The following is a 16,832-nucleotide window of genomic DNA, read 5'->3' on the forward strand; positions in this document are numbered from 1 at the left end:
GAGTATGGGGATCGGGTGTCCGGAATTCAAATCACAACTGGGGAAAGTCGATCGTCACCGGAAAATGGTCGGAGGCTTGCAGAAGCGCCTCGCGCAGGTCGGGGATGTCGGTGATGCCGGGATCGTTGAACGGATGCCAGATGCGCCATTCCGGGCCTTTCGCGGCCAGGTCGGGCGAGACCATGATGAAGTCGAGCAACGCCTCGAAATAGCGCTTCTGCGGGGCGAGGTAGAAGCGCGCGGTGGTGGGGGCCAGGCTGACCTTCGATTGCAGCGCCATGGTGGCGTGCGGGTCGGTCAGGGTCAGCGCCGGGTCGGGCGTGGTGCCCAGCACGATCTCGACGCCCGAATGGCCGAAGAGCTTTTCGAACGCGTCGATGCCGGGGCCATCGTTGAAATCGCCCATCACCAGCAGGCTGTCGCCGGCGGCCAGGTGCTGATCGACCCGTTGCCGCAGCCAGAGGCATTGCGCCAGCTGCTTGCGGCGGTTCTCGATCGACAGCCGCAGCTGCGCCTCGCGTCCGACCGCGCCGTGGGGGTTCTTCGACTTGGCATGGACGCCGATCAGCCGCAGCTGCGTCCCGCCCGAAGTGGTCACGGCCAGTTCCAGCGGCGGCTTGGATAAGCGGATCGCCTCGGTCACGTTGTCGGTGTCCAGATCGTGGCGGAAGGTGGTGTCGAAGCGCGGCGCATCCGGCGAGCCGTAGGTGGTGGAGGGTTCGCCCCGGGGATCGTGCCGGGCGGTCAGGCGGTCGGGGTCGTAGAGGAAGGCGATTTCCTGTTCGGTGTCCGAGGGAAAGCCGATCAGGGCCTTGCGCGCGCGCAGTCCGGCGGCCCGGGCGAAAGTCTCCAGCGCCCTGACGGTCGAGCGGCGGCCGTTGGTGTCGGGGGCCTCGATGATGACGATCCCGTCGGCGTCAAGCGCAGTGAACACCACCCCCAGCGCGCCCAGCTGTTCGCCGCGCGTGACCTGGTAGCGGGTCGAGGGCTCGCCGTCCTCCAGCATCCGGCCGGCGTCGTCGAACAGCGCGTTGAACCATTCGACGTTGTAGGTCGCCAGGCGCAGCGGGCCGGGGGTCATGCGGCCTCTTTCGCCGAAATCTCGCGCCAGGCCTCGTTGATGATCTGCAAGCGGCGTTCCGCCAGTTTCATCGCCTCGGGCGGGACGCCGCGCGCTTGCAAGACATCCGGGTGGGTGTCGCGGACAAGCTCGCGCCAAGCCTTGCGCGCCTGTTCCTTGTTCGCGCCCTGCGGCAGGCCGAGGACATCGTAGGGATCGCGCGGCGCACCTTCCACAAGGCGCGAGCGGACGATGGTGAAGCAGCGGTCGTCCAGGCCGAATTCCTGGGCGACATGGGTCAGGAAGGCGTCCTCGCCCGGATGATAGCTGCCGTCGGCAAGCGCGATCTGGAACAGGGCTTCCAGGATATCGACCAGCACGTGATGGTCGTCGGCGCAGATCCGGCGGCCCTCGGGGTTGAAGAGCCGCGCGATCTTTCGGGCATAGGCGTCGAAGCCCGCCACGTCCTGCCGCGCCAGGTTGAAGACGCGGGCGGCGTGTTCTTCCTCGCCCTCGGGGAAGGTGAAGATGCGGCGGAAGGCGGTGACCTCGTCGCGGGTGACGGTGCCGTCGGCCTTGGCCATCTTGGCGCCAAGGGCGAGGACCGCGATGGTGAAGCCGACCGAACGTTCCGGCGCGGGCGCGGCGCGCAGCAGGTCGAAGACGACCGAAAGCGGTTCGCCCTTGGCGAGAGCGGCAAGCGCCTCGGTGATGCGGGTCCAGATCGACATGGGGGCAGGATAGCGGGGTCGGTGCCGGATGTCAGAGGAATTTCTGCATGAGCACAAGGTCCATGTAGCGGCCGAACTTGCAGCCCGCCCGGGGGACCGTGGCGATATGGCGATAGCCCATGCGGGCGTGGAAGGCCTGGCCATCCGGGTTTTCGCCCGAGATGCCGGCGATCATCTGATGCGCCCCGCCGGTGCGGGCGTGATCCTCGATGGCGGTCAGGAGCGCCCGGCCCGTGCCGCGGCGTGGCGCGTCTGGCACCAGCGAGATTGAATGTTCCATGCAGGTCCCCCGGCCCGGAAATGGCCATAGCTGGCCTGGCCGATGACGCGGCCCGCCTCCTCGGCGACCAGGAAGGCATGGCCCGCCGCCGCCTTTTCGGCGATCATCGCCAGGATGTCGGCCTCGGTCCTGGGAACCGGGTTGAAGGTGACGGCGCTGTGGAGGATCCAGTGGTTCAACAGCGCCGCAAGCGCGGGGGCGTCCTCGGCCCGGGCGGGGCGGATCATGTCAGGACACGCGGGCCGTTCGGGGTGGAGAAGGTCGCGCGAAGGGCGTGGCAGGGGCCGCGTTCCACGACGACGCGCGGGTCGGACAGCCGCGACAGCGCGGCCCGCAGCGCGTCGGCCTGTGGATGGGTGATCTCCAGCCCGGTCAGGCGGATGCCATGGTCGCGCAGCGCGCGCGCCGGGTGCAGCGTGCCCTGCCACTGGATGAAGGCGGGGTGGCAGTCGTCGAAGGGCAGGCGTCCGCTGGCGGGCACGGCAAAGCGCCAGCGGTAATCGCCGCGCGACAGGTCGGTCGCGGTGCCGGTGCCGGGCGGGGCGGCGGCAAGGGCGGCGTCGAGGTCGTCGGTGCGGCAGATCCAGTTCGTCAGGCGCGGGGCGCCGCGAAAGCGGTCGAGGTCGAACCAGCGGGGATGCGCGGGGGGCGGGGCCGCGGGGTCGATGGCGATGACTTCAAGGTAGAGATCGCCCAGCGACAGCAGCCGGTTGTGCGTGCCCATCTGCGGATGCCTGCCGCCGCCCGCAAGCGGCGCCCCGAGGGCCATTTCGACCCAGGCCGCGCCCGCCTCCAGCGTTTCGGCCGAGACGGCCAGATGGTCCAGCGCCAGCATCAGCCCTCGGCCTTCGCTTCGACCCTGGTCTGCGCCTTCAGCGCCAGGGCAAGGGCTGCGAACCTCGCCTTCGCGACTTCGCCGAACAGCCCGACCCCGTCTTCGGTCAGCGCCAGGGTCAGAAGGCGTTTCTTGGGGTTCCAGCGGAGTTCGCCCGCCTTGGAGGGATCGCCGATCGAGAACATGGCGCCGAAGCGCATGGCCTTGCCCAGGGCCTCGGCTTCCTGGATGTCCTGTTCGGAAAGCAGTCGGAACAGGGGTTCCATCCGGCTGCCCGCGCGGTTGTTCTTGTAGCGGTGCAGAAGGGCGAGGCCAAGGAACACCCTGCCGGGATGGTCGAGCCCGCCGAGATTGGCGCGGGTCGCGTTGTCGAAACAGGCCTCGGCCCGGTAATCGGGGTGGGCGCGCCAGGTGGTGTCGTGCAGCAGGCAGGCGGCCTTGATCAGGCGCAGCCGCTCTTCCGTGGCGCCCTTGAACAGGGGTTCGAGGAAGGCGAACAGCTTCTTGCCGAAGCCGGGGATGCGGGCCTGGGTCAGTTCGGTCATCCGCGCCGCCTCGATCAGCGGATCGCGGGCGCGCAGTTTTTCCGGCATCTGTTCGTAGAGCAGGCCCTCGCGGATGCCATAGGCCGAGACGTCGATTTCCGAGGGTTTCAGGATGCGGATGATCTCGCGCAGGACTTCGCAGGCCAGGGGCACCAGTTCCATCCGTTCGGCCGAGGTGCCGGTGCGGCCGCGCAGCGCCGGAAGGTCGGTGGTGCGCAGCCAGTCAAGCGTGGCCATCAGGTTGTCGGGCGTCATGCGGTATTCGTGCAGGACGGTCAGGGGGTAGTTGCGCCGCTCCATGTCCAGCCGGGCGATGACCCGCCAGCTGCCGCCGACCAGGTAGATGCGGTCGTTGTCGGGCCGGATCTCCCGTGCGGCGGCTTCGAGAATGGCATCGATGTGCGCCTTGCGCTTCTTCGGGTCGGCAGAGACCTGTTGCAGGCGGAAAGGGCCAAGCGGCGTCGAGACGCGCCGGCCCACCTTTCCGTCACCGATCCGCGCCAGTTCCATCGAGTTGCCGCCGATGTCGCAGACGATGCCCTTGGCGCCGGGCCAGCCGAGCAGGACGCCCTGGGCCGAAAGCCGCGCCTCCTCGGCGCCGTCGATGACGTGAAGCCGCAGGCCGGTCTCGCGCAGGACCTGGGCCTGGAATTCGGGGCCGTCCGCGGCCTCGCGGGTGGCGGCGGTGGCGACGACGGTGAAGGGCGAGATGTCCATCCCGCGCGCCAGCAGCGAGAAGCGTTTCAGCGCGGCAAGGGCGCGGACCTTGCCTTCGGGGTTCAGCCGGCCGGTCTGGGCCAGGCCCTTGCCCAGGCCGCACATGATCTTTTCGTTGTAGAAATAGGCGGGGCTGCGGGCGGCGCCGTCAAAGACCACCATCCGGACCGAATTCGAGCCGACATCGACCACGCCGACGCGGGACAGGGCACGGGCGGACGGGTCGTCGAACAGCGGCTTGCCGAAGGGCCCCCAATCGCCTGCGTCGTCGTCGTCATCGGACTGGGGGGCAGGTCCGTCTGCGGCCATGGAAGAATCCTCCGGGGTCGTGCGGCGGTATGGTGGCGGGGCGGCGGGAAGGGGTCAACCGGCCGGGGGGCCAAAACTCTTCGAAGAGTTCTGCAAATTCCTTCGAAGGAATTCGGCCCCTTGGCCTAGCGTTTCTTCGGCTTGCTGCCGCCCGCGCCCATGGCGCGCGCGGCTTCGGCTGCGGCGCGCAGTTCCTCGGCGATCTCCTCGGCTTCCTCGGGGTCGAAGTCCAGCGGCAGGTCGATCCCGCCATCGGCCTCGATGTAGATGCGCACCATGCCGGCATCGGTGGGGCCGATCTGAAGGTTGGCGGCGATGTCACTGGGGGAGTTGATGCCCATGGGTATGCTCCGGCTTTGCCGTTCGGGTAACGGGCGGCGCGGCGGGGCGCAAGGAAAAACGTCGCGTCAGAGCGGAGGCGGCCGCCGTCGCGGCCGCATGTATTGGCGCTTGCATTCGGTGGGGAGCGGGGCTAAATCGCGGCCCGAGTGCCGCCTTAGCTCAGTTGGTTAGAGCACCAGATTGTGGATCTGGGGGTCCCCCGTTCGAGCCGGGGAGGCGGTACCATCTTCCGGAAGGCCCGGGCCGCAAGGTCCGGGCCTTCTGCATCCGGCCCGCGCAAGTGCCCGAGCGAGTGCCCGCGCAAGCGATTGACAGCCGACCCGGGTCGGCCCAGAAGCGGGCCCTGTCGCATCTTTCCCTTCCGGAGGCTGCCGCGCGTGACCTGCACCCGTCTGGACCCGCCGCCTGGCCAGGCACCCGTCATCATCCCGCGCGGGGTGGCGCATGTCCGGCTGGAGGGGCCGGTCGTCACGCGGGAGTTCGCCTTTCTGGTGCTGCCGCGGTTCACGCTTCTGGCCTTCAGTTCGGCCATCGAACCGTTGCGCATCGCCAACCAGCTGACGCAGCAGCCGCTGTATCGCTATCGTCTGGTCAGCATGGATGGCCAGCCGGTCGAAAGTTCCTCGGGCGTGCGGGTCGAGGTCGATCATGGGCTGGAGCCCCTGAGCCGGGAGACGACGGCGATCGTCTGTTCGGGCACCGATGCCAGCCAGGCGGCGGACAAGCGGGTGCTTGCCTGGCTGCGCGACCATGCCCGGCGGGGCGGCGGGCTGGGGGCGGTCTGCACCGGGGCCTATACACTGGCCCGCGCGGGGCTTCTGGGCGACGACACTCCGGCCGTCCACTGGGAGAACCGTCCGGCCTTCCGCGAACTGTTCGATGTCGAGCCGCTGGAGCAGATCTATGTCATCGGGCGCAAGCATTTCTCTTGCGCGGGGGGCGAGGCCGGGGTGGACCTGATGCTGGCGCTGATCGCCCGCGACCATGGGCAGAAGCTGGCCGATGCGGTGGCCGAGATGTGCCTGCACTCGCGCCGGCGCGAGGCGAGTGCGACGCAGAAGAAGGTCTATCCCGCGCCGATGCTGGCCCGGCATCCGGCGGTGGCACGGGTGATCGCGGCGATGCAGGCGAACATTGCGACGCCGCTGGACCGCGAGGCGCTGGCCCGCGTCTTTGGCCGGTCGCCCCGGCATCTGGAGCGGATCTTCCGGGCCGTCGTGCAGGAGACGCCGAAAAGCTATTATCTGGGCCTGCGGTTGCAGGAGGCGCGCGACCTCTTGTCGGACACCACGCTGTCGATCCTGGAAGTGGCGATGGCGACGGGGTTCAATTCGCGGTCCAGTTTTTCAAAGGCCTATCGGAAGCGGTTCGGCCAGAGCCCGTCCCGGACGCGCTGACCTCGGCGCGGTGCCGGGCTTCACCCTGCCGGGAGGCGGGGCTAAGCTGCCCGCCCCTGACCGACGAGGATTCGCATGAGCCCGACCCGCATCCCCAGCCTGATCGCCGCCGAGATCGGCGCCACGCCCCAGCAGGTCAGCGCGGCGGTGGCGCTTCTGGACGGGGGGGCCACGGTGCCCTTCATCGCGCGCTATCGCAAGGAGGTGACGGGGGGGCTGGACGACAGCCAGCTGCGCCGGCTGGAGGAGCGGCTGGGCTATCTGCGCGAGCTGGAGGCGCGGCGGGCGGCGATTGCCGAAGCGATCACGTCGCAGGGCAAGATGACGGAAGACCTCGCGCGGGCGATTGCCGGGGCGGCGACGAAGGCCGAGCTTGAGGACATCTATCTGCCCTACAAGCCCAAGCGCCGGACCAGGGCGATGATCGCGCGCGAGGCGGGGTTGCAGGGGCTGCTGGATGCGATCCTGGCCGACCGTTCGGCGGACCCTCTGCTGCTGGCGGGCGGGTTCGTCTCGGAGGGGTTCCCGGATGCGAAGGCTGCGCTGGAGGGCGCACGGGACATCCTGGCCGAGGGGCTGAGCGAGGATGCCTCGCTGCTGGGGCGCCTGCGCGACCACATGCGCAAGGTGGGCCGGCTGGTGGCGAAGGTGGTGCCGGGGAAAGAGGCGGCGGGGGCGAAGTTCGCGGATTACTTCGCGCATGCCGAGGAGTTCTCGCGCGTGCCGAGCCACCGGGCGCTGGCGATGTTCCGGGGGCGGAACGAGGAGGTGCTGACCCTGGACCTGGAGGTCGATGCCGAGGCGCCGCGCGGGGAAAGCCCGGCGGAACGCGCCTGCGGGGCGGCGGTCGGTGCAGGGGGCTCTGGTCCGGGCGACAAATGGCTGCGCGAGGCGGCGGCCTGGGCCTGGCGGGTGAAGATCCGCACCAGCCTGACGCTGGACCTGATGGCGGAGCTGCGCGAGGCGGCCGAGGCCGAGGCGATCCGGGTTTTCGCGCGGAACCTCAAGGACTTGCTTCTGGCCGCGCCTGCCGGGGGGAAGGCCACGATGGGGCTTGACCCCGGCATCCGCACGGGCGTGAAGGTCGCGGTGGTGGATGCGACGGGGAAGGTCGTGGCGACGGATACGGTCTATCCGTTCCAGCCGAAGATGGATGTGAAGGGCGCTCAGGTGGCGCTGGCCCGGCTGATCGGCCAGCATGGGGTGAAGCTGATCGCCATCGGCAACGGCACCGCCAGCCGCGAGACGGAAAAGCTGGTGGCCGATCTGCTGTCGGTGCTGCCGGGGCCGGAGAAGCCGGTGAAGGTGGTGGTCTCGGAGGCCGGGGCAAGCGTCTATTCGGCCTCGGAACTGGCGGCGAAGGAGTTTCCCGATCTGGACGTGTCGTTGCGTGGGGCGGTGTCGATCGCGCGGCGCTTGCAGGACCCGCTCGCGGAACTGGTGAAGATCGAGCCGAAGGCGATCGGCGTGGGGCAGTATCAGCATGACGTGGACCAGCACCGGCTGGCGAAATCGCTGGACGCGGTGGTGGAGGATGCGGTGAACGCGGTGGGGGTGGACCTGAACACTGCCTCGGCGCCCCTGCTGGCGCGGGTCTCGGGCCTGGGGCCGGGGCTGGCCGAGGCCATTGTGGCGCATCGCGATCAGAACGGTCCTTTTGCGACGCGGAAGGATTTGCTGAAGGTCGCGCGGCTGGGGCCGAAGGCCTTCGAGCAGGCGGCGGGGTTCCTGCGGATCACCGGGGGGAAGGAGCCGCTGGATGCCTCGTCGGTGCACCCGGAAGCCTATGACGTGGCGCGGAAGATCGTCGCGGCCTGCGGGCGGGACATCCGCAGCCTGATGGGCGACGGGGCGATGCTGAAGCGGCTGAACCCGGCCGATTTCGTGGATGACCGGTTCGGGTTGCCGACGGTGAAGGACATCCTGGCGGAACTGGAGAAGCCCGGGCGCGACCCGCGGCCGAGTTTCAGGACGGCGACGTTCACCGACGGAGTGAACGAGATCACCGACCTGAAGCCCGGAATGGTGCTGGAGGGCACGGTGACGAATGTCGCGGCCTTCGGCGCCTTCGTGGACATCGGCGTGCATCAGGACGGGCTGGTGCATGTGAGCCAGCTGTCCGACAGTTTCGTGAAGGACCCGCATGCGGTGGTGAAGGCAGGGGATGTGGTCAAGGTCCGGGTGGTCGAGGTCGATGTGCCGCGCAAGCGGATCGGGCTGTCGATGAAGTCGGACGGCGGGGCATCGGCGCGCGATCAGGCGCGGGAACGGGGGCCAGCGGCGCAGAAGGCCGCGCGGGGGCCGATGCAGGCGGGGCCGCAGGGCGGGGGGAACGCGTTCGCGGAGGCCCTGAAGGGCAAGTTCGGGCGGTAGGGGCCAAAATCCTTCGAAGGATTTTGCAAGACTTTTCGAAAAGTCTTGCGCGCCCGGTCAGGCTGCCGCGCCGCCCACGGTCAGGCCCTGGATCAGGAGCGTCGGCTGACCCACGCCCACCGGCACCCATTGCCCCGCCTTGCCGCAATTGCCGATGCCGGGGTCGAGCGACAGGTCGTTGCCGATGGCGCGGATGCCCTTCAGCGCGGTCGCGCCGTCGCCGATCAGGGTGGCACCCTTCACCGCCTCGCCCACCACGCCATTGCGCACGCGGTAGGCCTCGGTGCAACTGAACACGAACTTGCCGGAGGTGATGTCCACCTGCCCGCCGCCGAAACCCACGGCATAGAGGCCGTCCCTGAGGCTGGCCACGATGCCCGCCGGGTCGTCGTTTCCGGCCAGCATGTAGGTGTTGGTCATCCGCGGCATCGGGATATGCGCGAAACTCTCGCGCCGGCCGTTGCCGGTGGGCGCCACACCCATCAGGCGGGCGTTCTGCCGGTCCTGCATGTAGCCGACCAGGATCCCGTCCTCGATCAGCACGTTCCTGCCCGAAGGCGTGCCTTCGTCGTCAATGGAGATGCTGCCGCGCCGGTCGGGGATTGTGCCGTCATCAAGGACAGTCACGCCCTTGGAGGCGATCTGTTTCCCCATCAGGCCAGCGAAGGCCGAGGTTTCCTTGCGGTTGAAGTCGCCCTCCAGCCCATGGCCGATCGCCTCGTGCAACAGGATGCCGGGCCAGCCGGGGCCAAGGACCACGTCCATCACGCCGGCAGGGGCCTCGACGGCGCCGAGGTTGACGCGGGCGATGCGCAGCGCCTCGGCCAGCATCGGTTTCCAGGTCTCGGGCGCCATCAGCTGCGCCAGCCCGTGCCGACCGCCCCGGCCCGTGCCGCCGGTCTCGCGGCGGCCGTTCTCCTCGATGATGACGCTGACGTTCAGCCGCGCCATGGGGCGGATGTCGGCAAGCCGCGTGCCTTCGGGGCGCAGGATCTCCACCTCTTGCAGGGAAGCCGAGAGCGTGGCCGAGACCTGCACCACGCGGGGGTCAAGCGCCCGGGCATGGGCGTCGATCTCGCGCAGGGTGTCGATCTTCACCGGGAATGTCGCCTCGGCCATCGGGTCGAGGGCTGCGTAGAGCCGGGTATTGGTCCCGCGCGGCGGCGCGGCAAGCGTCCCGCCCCCGGCCCCCACGGCAAGACGCGCGGTTTCGGCGGCGCGGGTGAGCGCGGTTTCGCTGATCTCGGTCGAATGGGCATAACCCGCGACCTCGCCGCGCACCGCGCGCAGGCCGAAGCCCTGCGAGGCGTCGTAGGTCGCCTGGCGGATGCGGCCGTCGTCCAGCACGATGGTCTCGGCCCGGCGGCGTTCCAGGAACAGCTCGCCATCATCCGCGCCCGCGGTGGCCGCGCGCAGGGTCGCAAGCGCCTGGGCCGCGTCCAGATGGGTCTCGAAGGGGCGGAAGGGGGCGTCGGTCATGGGGGCCTCGTCAGGTCAGATTTCCAGACATGGGCCGGGGCGCGGCCAGGGTCAAGGACCGATGCTGCGGGCGATGAAATCGGCTTCGATGGCCCAGGTGGCGGGGGAGAAGAGGGCGTCGTGGCCGACGGGGCCAAGCGATCGGAAGGTTTTCGGCTGCGGCGCGAGGTCATACAGGCGGCGGCCGTGACCGGCGGGGATGACCTTGTCGGCCTCGCCATGCAGGATCAGCAGCGGCGCGCCGATGCCGGCGATGTGGTCGCGGGTGCGGAACTGGTCCTTCATCAGCAGGCCCACGGGTGCCCAGGGATAGGCGCTGCGGGCGATGTCGACGGCAGCGGAATAGGGGGCCTCGAGGATCATCGCCCCGACCGGGTTCTTCGCGGCCAGCATGACCGCAGGGCCGGTGCCGAGCGATTCCCCCACCACCGCGATGCGCCCGGGGGCGATCCCCAGGTCGCGCAGGTGGTCGTAGGCGGTCTGCGCGTCCAGCAGCAGCCCCGCCTCGGAGGGCCGCCCGCCCGACCCGCCATAGCCGCGCCAGGAGAGAAAGGCCACGCCGAAGCCCCGGTCGCGGTAGAAGGCCAGGCGGTCGGCGCGGTCGGCGATCTCGCCGGCATTGCCGTGCAGGAACAGGATGACGGGCGCCCGGGGGTGTTCGGGCCGGGAGAGCCAGAGGACCAGCCGGGTGCCGTCCGGGGCGGTCAGCGCGACCCGGTCCACGCCCTGAAGGCCGAGGGCCTGGGGCGCGGGGTCGCGGCGGGTCGGGAAATACTGGAGGTCGCGCTGAAAGGCGTAGATGCCGGTCAGGGCCGCGCCGTAAAGCAGGCCGAAGGTCACCAGCGTCAGCTTGACGAAACCCAGCATCATGGCGTCCTGTCCTCTGTGGTGGCGGGTGTTGCGCCGAGGGGGGCGCAGATTTGTCGCAGCGGTTTTGCTTGTCGCGGGCAAGCTAATATGGTTTGAGGGCCGTAGGGAACCAACGGGATTCTGGCCTTGACGCCGGGGTCCGGAAAAGCGGCAGCAAGCCGCAACGTGAACGGGAAAAGCGACATGCGTCTTTCGACTGTGATGAACGGGATTTCCGCCGCTGCCATCGCCTCGCTGGCGGCCGGCTCGGCCCTGGCGCAGCAGGCCCTGGAGATCATCGGCCAGCCCGAGCCGGGGGGAATGGGCTTCCAGCCCTCAGTGACCGAGTTGAAGCACGACATCGTCTGGCTGGACACGACGATCAACTACATCATCGGCGCCATCGTGATCTTGGTGACGGCGCTTCTGGTCTACACCATCGTCCGCTTCAACCGGCGCGCCAATCCGACGCCGGCGCGGTTCACGCACAACACCCCGCTGGAAGTGGCATGGACGCTGGTCCCGATCATGATTCTGGTGTTCATCGGTGCCTTCTCGCTGCCGATCCTGTTCAAGCAGCAGGAAATCCCGGTGGGCGAGGTGACGATCAAGGCCACCGGCAACCAGTGGTACTGGTCCTATGAATATGTCGATGAAGGCATCGCCTTCGACAGCTACATGATCGGCTCGCCCGCGACGGGCGGCACCAACATGCTGACCCCGGAGGTCGAGGCGCAGCTGGCCGAGGCCGGCTACGGGAAAGAGCAGTTCCTGCTGGCGACCGACACCGCGGTCGTGGTGCCGGTGAACAAGGTCGTGGTGGTGCAGGTCACGGCTTCCGACGTCATCCATTCCTGGAAGATCCCGGCCTTCGGCGTGATGCAGGACGCCGTCCCGGGTCGGACCGCCGCGCTGTGGTTCAAGGCCGAGAAGGAAGGCGTCTACTTCGGCCAGTGCTCGGAGATCTGCGGGCAGATGCATGCCTACATGCCGATCACGGTCAAGGTCGTGTCCGAGGCCGCCTATGCCGCCTGGCTGGAGAAGGCCAAGGCCGGTGATGTGCAGCTGTCCTCGGCCCCCGCGCCGGCGCCGGTGCAGGTCGCCCTGAACGACTGAACGGGCAGGTGCTGCCAGCGAATGACGGGGCCTGGCCGGCGGTCGGGTCCCGGTCTGCCAGAACAGGACTTCAGATGAGCGACACCACAGCATATCACGGCGCGACCGCCACCCCGCACGAGCCGGGGTTCGGCGACTATGTGCAGCTTCTGAAGCCGCGCGTGATGTCGCTGGTGGTGTTCACCGCGCTGGTGGGGCTTCTGGTCGCGCCGGTCGCGCTGCACCCGGTCGAGGCCTTTGCCGCGATCCTGTTCGTGGCGCTGGGGGCAGGGGCCTCGGGTGCGCTGAACATGTGGTGGGACGCGGATATCGACGCGGTGATGCAGCGCACCGCGCGGCGCCCCGTGCCCGCGGGCAAGGTGCAGGCGGGCGAGGCGCTGGCGGTCGGGCTGGCGCTGTCGGGGATCAGCGTGGTGATGCTGGGGCTGGCCACGAACCTCATGGCGGCGGCGCTTCTGGCCTTCACCATCTTCTTCTATGCCGTGGTCTATTCGATGTGGCTGAAGCGGACGACGCCGCAGAACATCGTGATCGGGGGGGCAGCCGGGGCCTTCCCGCCGATGATCGGCTGGGTCTGCGCGACCGGCAGCGTCTCGGTCGAGGCTTGTCTGATGTTCGGCCTGATCTTCATGTGGACCCCGCCGCATTTCTGGGCGCTGGCGCTGTTCATGAAGGAGGACTACCACAAGGCCGGCGTGCCGATGCTGACCGTGACCCACGGCCGCCAGGCCACGCGGCTGCATATCCTGGTCTACACGCTGCTGCTGGTGCCGGTGGCGCTGGGGGCGGCGCTGACCTCGATCGGCGGGCCGCTGACGCTGGCCGTGGCGGTCGCGTTGAATGTCTGGTTCGTGATCGGAGCCTGGCGCATCTGGACGCGGGACGAGACGGTGGCCGAGGCGGACAGATACGCGGCCGAGAAGGCGTTCTTCCGATTCTCGCTGCTGTATCTTTTCCTGCACTTCGCGGCCTTCCTGGTGGAAGCGGCGCTGAAGTCGGCCGGGATCGGGGGCTGGTAGGATGACCTTCCGCCCGGAACACGACCTGCACAAGCGCCGGTTCAGCCGCAACCTGGGCCTGGGCCTGACGCTGGCGGCCTTCGTGGCGCTGGTCTTTGCGCTGACCGTGGTGAAGGTGCAGCGCGGCGAACCCATGCAGGGCTTTGACCATACCTATTCCCCTGCCATGCTGCCGAAGGAGGAGAAGACGCCATGACCTCCCATCGACTTAGGGGCAACAACCGGACGCTGGCGCTGCTGGCCTCGCTGGTCCTTGGCCTGACCTTCACCACGATCTTCCTGATCCCGCCCTTCTACGACTGGTTCTGCCGGGTGACGGGTTATGGTGGCACGCCCGCCGTGGCCTCGGCCGCGCCGGAGGTGATCCTTGACCAGACGGTGCGGATCCGTTTTGACGCCAGCGTCGAGGCCGGGATGCCCTGGAAGTTCAAGCCGGTCGTGCGCAGCATGGACATCCGCATCGGCGAGACCGGCCTGGCCTTCTACGAGGCGCACAATCCGACCGACCGGCCCGTCGCAGGCACCGCAAGCTTCAACGTCTTTCCCGACACCACCGGCGGCTATTTCACCAAGATCGCCTGCTTCTGCTTCACCGAACAGGTGCTGCAACCGGGCGAGACCGTGCAGATGCCGGTCAGCTTCTTCGTCGATCCGGCGATGATCGACGACCCGGATGCAAGGTTGGTGCGCGAGATCACGCTCAGCTATACCTTCCACGAAACTCCGCTGCCCGCAGATCAGGCAGCCCTGCAAGAACCCGCTGCGGCCGACGCATCCGCAGTGAACTGAGAACGAGAGGGAACCCGGCCATGGCCCATGCCAAGAACCACGATTACCACGTCCTGCCACCGTCGATCTGGCCGTTCCTCGGCGCCGTCGCGGGTTTCGTGATGCTGTTCGGCGCCGTGCTGTGGATGCACGGCTCGGGTCCCTGGATGGGCCTGATCGGTCTCGCCGGCGTGCTTTACGTGATGTATGCCTGGTGGTCCGACGTGGTGCACGAAAGCCAGGTCGGCGACCATACTCCGGTCGTGCGGATCGGGCTGCGCTACGGGTTCATCCTGTTCATCATGTCCGAGGTCATGTTCTTCGCGGCCTGGTTCTGGACCTTCTTCAAGCATCGCCTCTACCCGATGGGGCCGGACAGCCCGGCGGTGGATGGCGTCTGGCCGCCCCCGGGGATCGAGACCTTCGACCCGTGGCACCTTCCGTTCATCAACACGCTGATCCTGCTGCTGTCGGGCTGTGCCGCGACCTGGGCGCACCATGCGCTGGTGCACGAGAACAACCGCAAGGATCTGGTGAACGGTCTCATCATCGCTATCGTCCTGGGCGTGATCTTCACCGGCATGCAGGCCTATGAATACAGCCACGCCGCCTTCGGCTTCGCCGGCAACATCTACGGCGCCTCGTTCTTCATGGCGACCGGCTTCCACGGCTTCCATGTCATCATCGGGACGATCTTCCTGACCGTCTGCCTGATCCGCGCGCTGAAAGGCCATTTCACCCCGGAAAAGCATGTCGGCTTCGAGGCCGCCGCCTGGTACTGGCACTTCGTCGATGTGGTCTGGCTGTTCCTGTTCGCCGCCGTCTACGTCTGGGGCCAGGGCTGACCTTTCGCCTTTGACAGCCGATCAGCGCGGGCCTTCGGGCCTGCGCTTGTATTTCCGGGGTCTTCCATGCGCCGTTACGCCTTTCCCGTCCTGATGGGCATCGTCGGGGTCGCGGTCCTGATGAGCCTCGGCGTCTGGCAGTTGCGCCGGATGGAGGAGAAGCGGGTCTATCTGGACGAGATCGAGGCGCGGATCGGCAATGCCCCCATCCCGCTGCCTGCCGCGCCGGAGGAGGGCCGCGACAAGTTCCAGGCGGTGGTGGCCGAGGGGCGGTTCACGGGCGAATATCTGGAGGTGCTGGCGGGCCAGAAGGGCGCAAGTCCCGGGGTGCTGGTGATCGAGGCCTTCGATCTGGGCGGGGGTCGGCGGATCATGGTGCAGCGCGGGTTCATCGAGGATGACTTGCGGTCGGTTCCGCGCGCGCCGCACGAGGCGCGGGTCGAGGGCAACCTGCACTGGCCGCAGGACACCAACAGCTTCACTCCGCCGCCCGACGAAAGGGCCGGCCTCTGGTTCGCCCGCGACGTGCCGGCGATGGCCAGGAAGCTGGGAACGGAACCGACACTGATTGTCGCGCGTGAGCCGACCGGTGACGGGATCGCGCCGGTTCCGGTGGACACTTCGGGTATACCCAACGACCATTGGGGCTATGCGATCCAGTGGTTCCTCTTGGCGGCGACCTGGGCGGGGATGACAGGGTTCCTGCTGTGGCGTATCAGGACGCGGAACGTTTGAAGGCGATGACGATGCACTACATCTCCACCCGCGGCGCGGCCCCGGTTCTGGGTTTCGGCGAGGCGATGATGACAGGCCTTGCCCGCGACGGCGGGCTTTATGTGCCCGAAACGGTGCCGGTGCTGTCGAAAGCCGAGATCGCCGCGCTGGCGGGGGCGCCTTATGAAGAGGTCGCATTCAAGGTGATGCGGCCCTATCTGGGCGGCTTCTTCGGGGACGATGAGTTCCGCGGCCTGATCGCCCGCGCCTATCAGGGCTTTCACCACGCCGCCCGCGCGCCGATGGTGCAGCTGGGGTCGAACCATTTCCTGCTGGAGCTGTTCCACGGGCCGACGCTGGCCTTCAAGGACTTTGCCATGCAGCTGATCGGCCAGATGATGCAGGCGGCGCTGGCGCGGACGGGCGAGCGGATCACCATCGTCGGCGCGACCTCGGGCGACACGGGCTCGGCGGCGATGGAGGCGTTCCGGGGGCTGGCCAACGTCGATGTGTTCATCCTCTTCCCGCATGGGCGCGTGAGCGAGGTGCAGCGGCGGCAGATGACGACTCCGTCCGAGGCGAATGTGCATGCGCTGGCGCTGGACGGGGACTTCGACGACTGCCAGGCCCGCGTGAAGGACATGTTCAACGACTTCGCCTTCCGCGACGGCGTGCGGCTGGCGGGGGTGAACAGCATCAACTGGGCACGGGTGCTGGCACAGGTGGTCTATTATTTCTACGCCGGGTGCGCGCTGGGTGCGCCGCACCGCGCGGTCAGCTTCACCGTGCCCACGGGGAACTTCGGCGACATCTTCGCGGGCTACATCGCCAGGCAGATGGGTCTGCCCATCGACAGGCTGGTGATCGCCACGAACCAGAACGACATCCTGGACCGGGCCTTGCGGTCGGGGGAGTATAGGACGAACGGGGTCAAGCCCTCGATCAGCCCGTCGATGGACATCCAGGTGTCCTCGAACTTCGAACGCGCGCTGTTCGACGCCTATGGCCGCGACGGGGCGGCGGTGGCGGCGCTGATGGGCGAGTTGAAGGCGGGCGGCTTCCGGATCAGCCAGGGGGCGATCGAGGCCCTGCGGGCGACCTTCGCTTCGGGCCGCTGCGACGAGGACGAGACGCTGGCGGTGATCGCAAGGGCCTGGAAGACGACGGGTGAGCTGCTCTGCCCGCATTCCGCCGTGGGGGTGAAGGTGGCCGAAGAGCATCTGGGCGGGGCCCCGATGATTACCCTGGCAACCGCGCATCCGGCGAAGTTCCCCGATGCGGTGGAACGCGCCACGGGCATCCGGCCCCGCCTGCCGCCGCATATGGCGGACCTCTTCGACAAGCCGGAACGGATGACGCGGGTGCCGAACGACCTGGGCGCCTTGCAGGCGCTGGTGCGCGAACGGACCGCTCGTCGGTGACTTCGTTCCTCCTCGCTGCGTCGCGCCGTCCG

Annotated in this window: 18 protein-coding genes and 1 tRNA gene; 10 read left to right on the forward strand and 9 right to left on the reverse strand. The window is 68.4% G+C overall.

Translation table 11 applies throughout. The features are described 5' to 3' along the window. Nucleotides 1-31: 31 nt before the first annotated feature. The 7 genes from G8O29_RS10190 to G8O29_RS10215 form a co-directional block, all read right to left on the reverse strand. Complete coding sequence (locus G8O29_RS10190) at nt 32-1,081, reverse strand: endonuclease/exonuclease/phosphatase family protein (RefSeq protein WP_166403129.1); 1,050 nt, start codon at nt 1,079-1,081, stop codon at nt 32-34. Continuing rightward, nucleotides 1,078-1,791, reverse strand: a complete 714-nt coding sequence (locus G8O29_RS10195; protein WP_166403130.1) for a molecular chaperone DjiA — start codon at nt 1,789-1,791, stop codon at nt 1,078-1,080. Before G8O29_RS10195 ends, G8O29_RS10190 begins: the two co-directional genes overlap by 4 nt. A 31-nt stretch (nt 1,792-1,822) precedes the next feature. Next, a complete protein-coding gene (locus tag G8O29_RS18815) occupies nt 1,823-2,050 on the reverse strand; it encodes a GNAT family N-acetyltransferase (RefSeq protein ID WP_367890158.1) in 228 nt (75 codons plus the stop codon). Next, a complete protein-coding gene (locus G8O29_RS18820) occupies nt 2,008-2,298 on the reverse strand; it encodes a GNAT family N-acetyltransferase (protein WP_367890159.1) in 291 nt (96 codons plus the stop codon). The genes G8O29_RS18815 and G8O29_RS18820 overlap by 43 nt, the downstream gene beginning before the upstream one ends. After that, complete coding sequence (locus G8O29_RS10205) at nt 2,295-2,906, reverse strand: VOC family protein (RefSeq protein WP_166403131.1); 612 nt, start codon at nt 2,904-2,906, stop codon at nt 2,295-2,297. Before G8O29_RS10205 ends, G8O29_RS18820 begins: the two co-directional genes overlap by 4 nt. Continuing rightward, nucleotides 2,906-4,477: a Ppx/GppA family phosphatase gene (locus G8O29_RS10210; protein WP_166403132.1), complete on the reverse strand. Its 1,572-nt coding sequence runs from the start codon at nt 4,475-4,477 to the stop codon at nt 2,906-2,908. Before G8O29_RS10210 ends, G8O29_RS10205 begins: the two co-directional genes overlap by 1 nt. Nucleotides 4,478-4,602: 125 nt before the next feature. Beyond that, a complete protein-coding gene (locus tag G8O29_RS10215; protein ID WP_166403133.1) occupies nt 4,603-4,818 on the reverse strand; it encodes a DUF6324 family protein in 216 nt (71 codons plus the stop codon). A gap of 149 nt (nt 4,819-4,967) precedes the next feature. Between G8O29_RS10215 and G8O29_RS10220 the strand changes: the two genes are divergently transcribed. From G8O29_RS10220 to G8O29_RS10230, 3 genes are all read left to right on the forward strand, one after another. Continuing rightward, a tRNA-His gene (locus tag G8O29_RS10220) sits at nt 4,968-5,044 on the forward strand. 152 nt (nt 5,045-5,196) lie between these two features. After that, the gene (locus G8O29_RS10225; RefSeq protein WP_166403134.1) at nt 5,197-6,216 is read left to right on the forward strand and encodes a GlxA family transcriptional regulator; all 1,020 of its coding nucleotides are present in this window, start codon (nt 5,197-5,199) and stop codon (nt 6,214-6,216) included. A 75-nt stretch (nt 6,217-6,291) separates the two neighbouring features. After that, complete coding sequence (locus G8O29_RS10230) at nt 6,292-8,589, forward strand: Tex family protein (RefSeq protein ID WP_166403135.1); 2,298 nt, start codon at nt 6,292-6,294, stop codon at nt 8,587-8,589. Nucleotides 8,590-8,646: 57 nt separating this feature from the next. Here the strand turns inward: G8O29_RS10230 and tldD are convergent, their stop codons facing one another. Continuing rightward, nucleotides 8,647-10,068 carry a metalloprotease TldD gene (tldD, locus tag G8O29_RS10235; RefSeq protein WP_166403136.1) on the reverse strand — a complete coding sequence of 474 codons (1,422 nt, stop codon included), beginning with the start codon at nt 10,066-10,068 and terminating at the stop codon, nt 8,647-8,649. 51 nt (nt 10,069-10,119) lie between these two features. Beyond that, a complete protein-coding gene (locus G8O29_RS10240) occupies nt 10,120-10,935 on the reverse strand; it encodes an alpha/beta hydrolase (protein ID WP_207623757.1) in 816 nt (271 codons plus the stop codon). A 186-nt stretch (nt 10,936-11,121) separates the two neighbouring features. On the opposite strand from G8O29_RS10240, the gene coxB reads away from it, so the two are divergent. The 7 genes from coxB to thrC all read left to right on the forward strand — a co-directional run bounded on the left by coxB (nt 11,122) and on the right by thrC (nt 16,800). Next, a complete protein-coding gene (gene coxB / locus G8O29_RS10245; protein ID WP_166403138.1) occupies nt 11,122-12,033 on the forward strand; it encodes a cytochrome c oxidase subunit II in 912 nt (303 codons plus the stop codon). A 74-nt stretch (nt 12,034-12,107) separates the two neighbouring features. Continuing rightward, complete coding sequence (gene cyoE / locus G8O29_RS10250; RefSeq protein ID WP_166403139.1) at nt 12,108-13,052, forward strand: heme o synthase; 945 nt, start codon at nt 12,108-12,110, stop codon at nt 13,050-13,052. Between the two features lies 1 nt (nt 13,053). Continuing rightward, nucleotides 13,054-13,248 (forward strand): cytochrome c oxidase system small membrane protein, encoded by a 195-nt coding sequence (locus G8O29_RS10255; RefSeq protein WP_166403140.1) that lies wholly within the window; start codon nt 13,054-13,056, stop codon nt 13,246-13,248. Then, nucleotides 13,245-13,841, forward strand: coding sequence for a cytochrome c oxidase assembly protein (locus tag G8O29_RS10260; RefSeq protein ID WP_166403141.1), 597 nt, complete (start codon nt 13,245-13,247; stop codon nt 13,839-13,841). The genes G8O29_RS10255 and G8O29_RS10260 overlap by 4 nt, the downstream gene beginning before the upstream one ends. Before the next feature lie 20 nt (nt 13,842-13,861). Then, the gene (locus tag G8O29_RS10265; protein WP_166403142.1) at nt 13,862-14,665 is read left to right on the forward strand and encodes a cytochrome c oxidase subunit 3; all 804 of its coding nucleotides are present in this window, start codon (nt 13,862-13,864) and stop codon (nt 14,663-14,665) included. A gap of 66 nt (nt 14,666-14,731) precedes the next feature. After that, a complete protein-coding gene (locus tag G8O29_RS10270) occupies nt 14,732-15,400 on the forward strand; it encodes an SURF1 family protein (RefSeq protein WP_166403143.1) in 669 nt (222 codons plus the stop codon). An 11-nt stretch (nt 15,401-15,411) separates the two neighbouring features. Then, the gene (thrC, locus tag G8O29_RS10275) at nt 15,412-16,800 is read left to right on the forward strand and encodes a threonine synthase (RefSeq protein WP_166403186.1); all 1,389 of its coding nucleotides are present in this window, start codon (nt 15,412-15,414) and stop codon (nt 16,798-16,800) included. Nucleotides 16,801-16,832: the final 32 nt, after the last annotated feature.

It is taken from the genome of Rhodobacter calidifons, from assembly GCF_011174775.1.
Classification (GTDB): Bacteria; Pseudomonadota; Alphaproteobacteria; order Rhodobacterales; family Rhodobacteraceae; genus Tabrizicola; species Tabrizicola calidifons.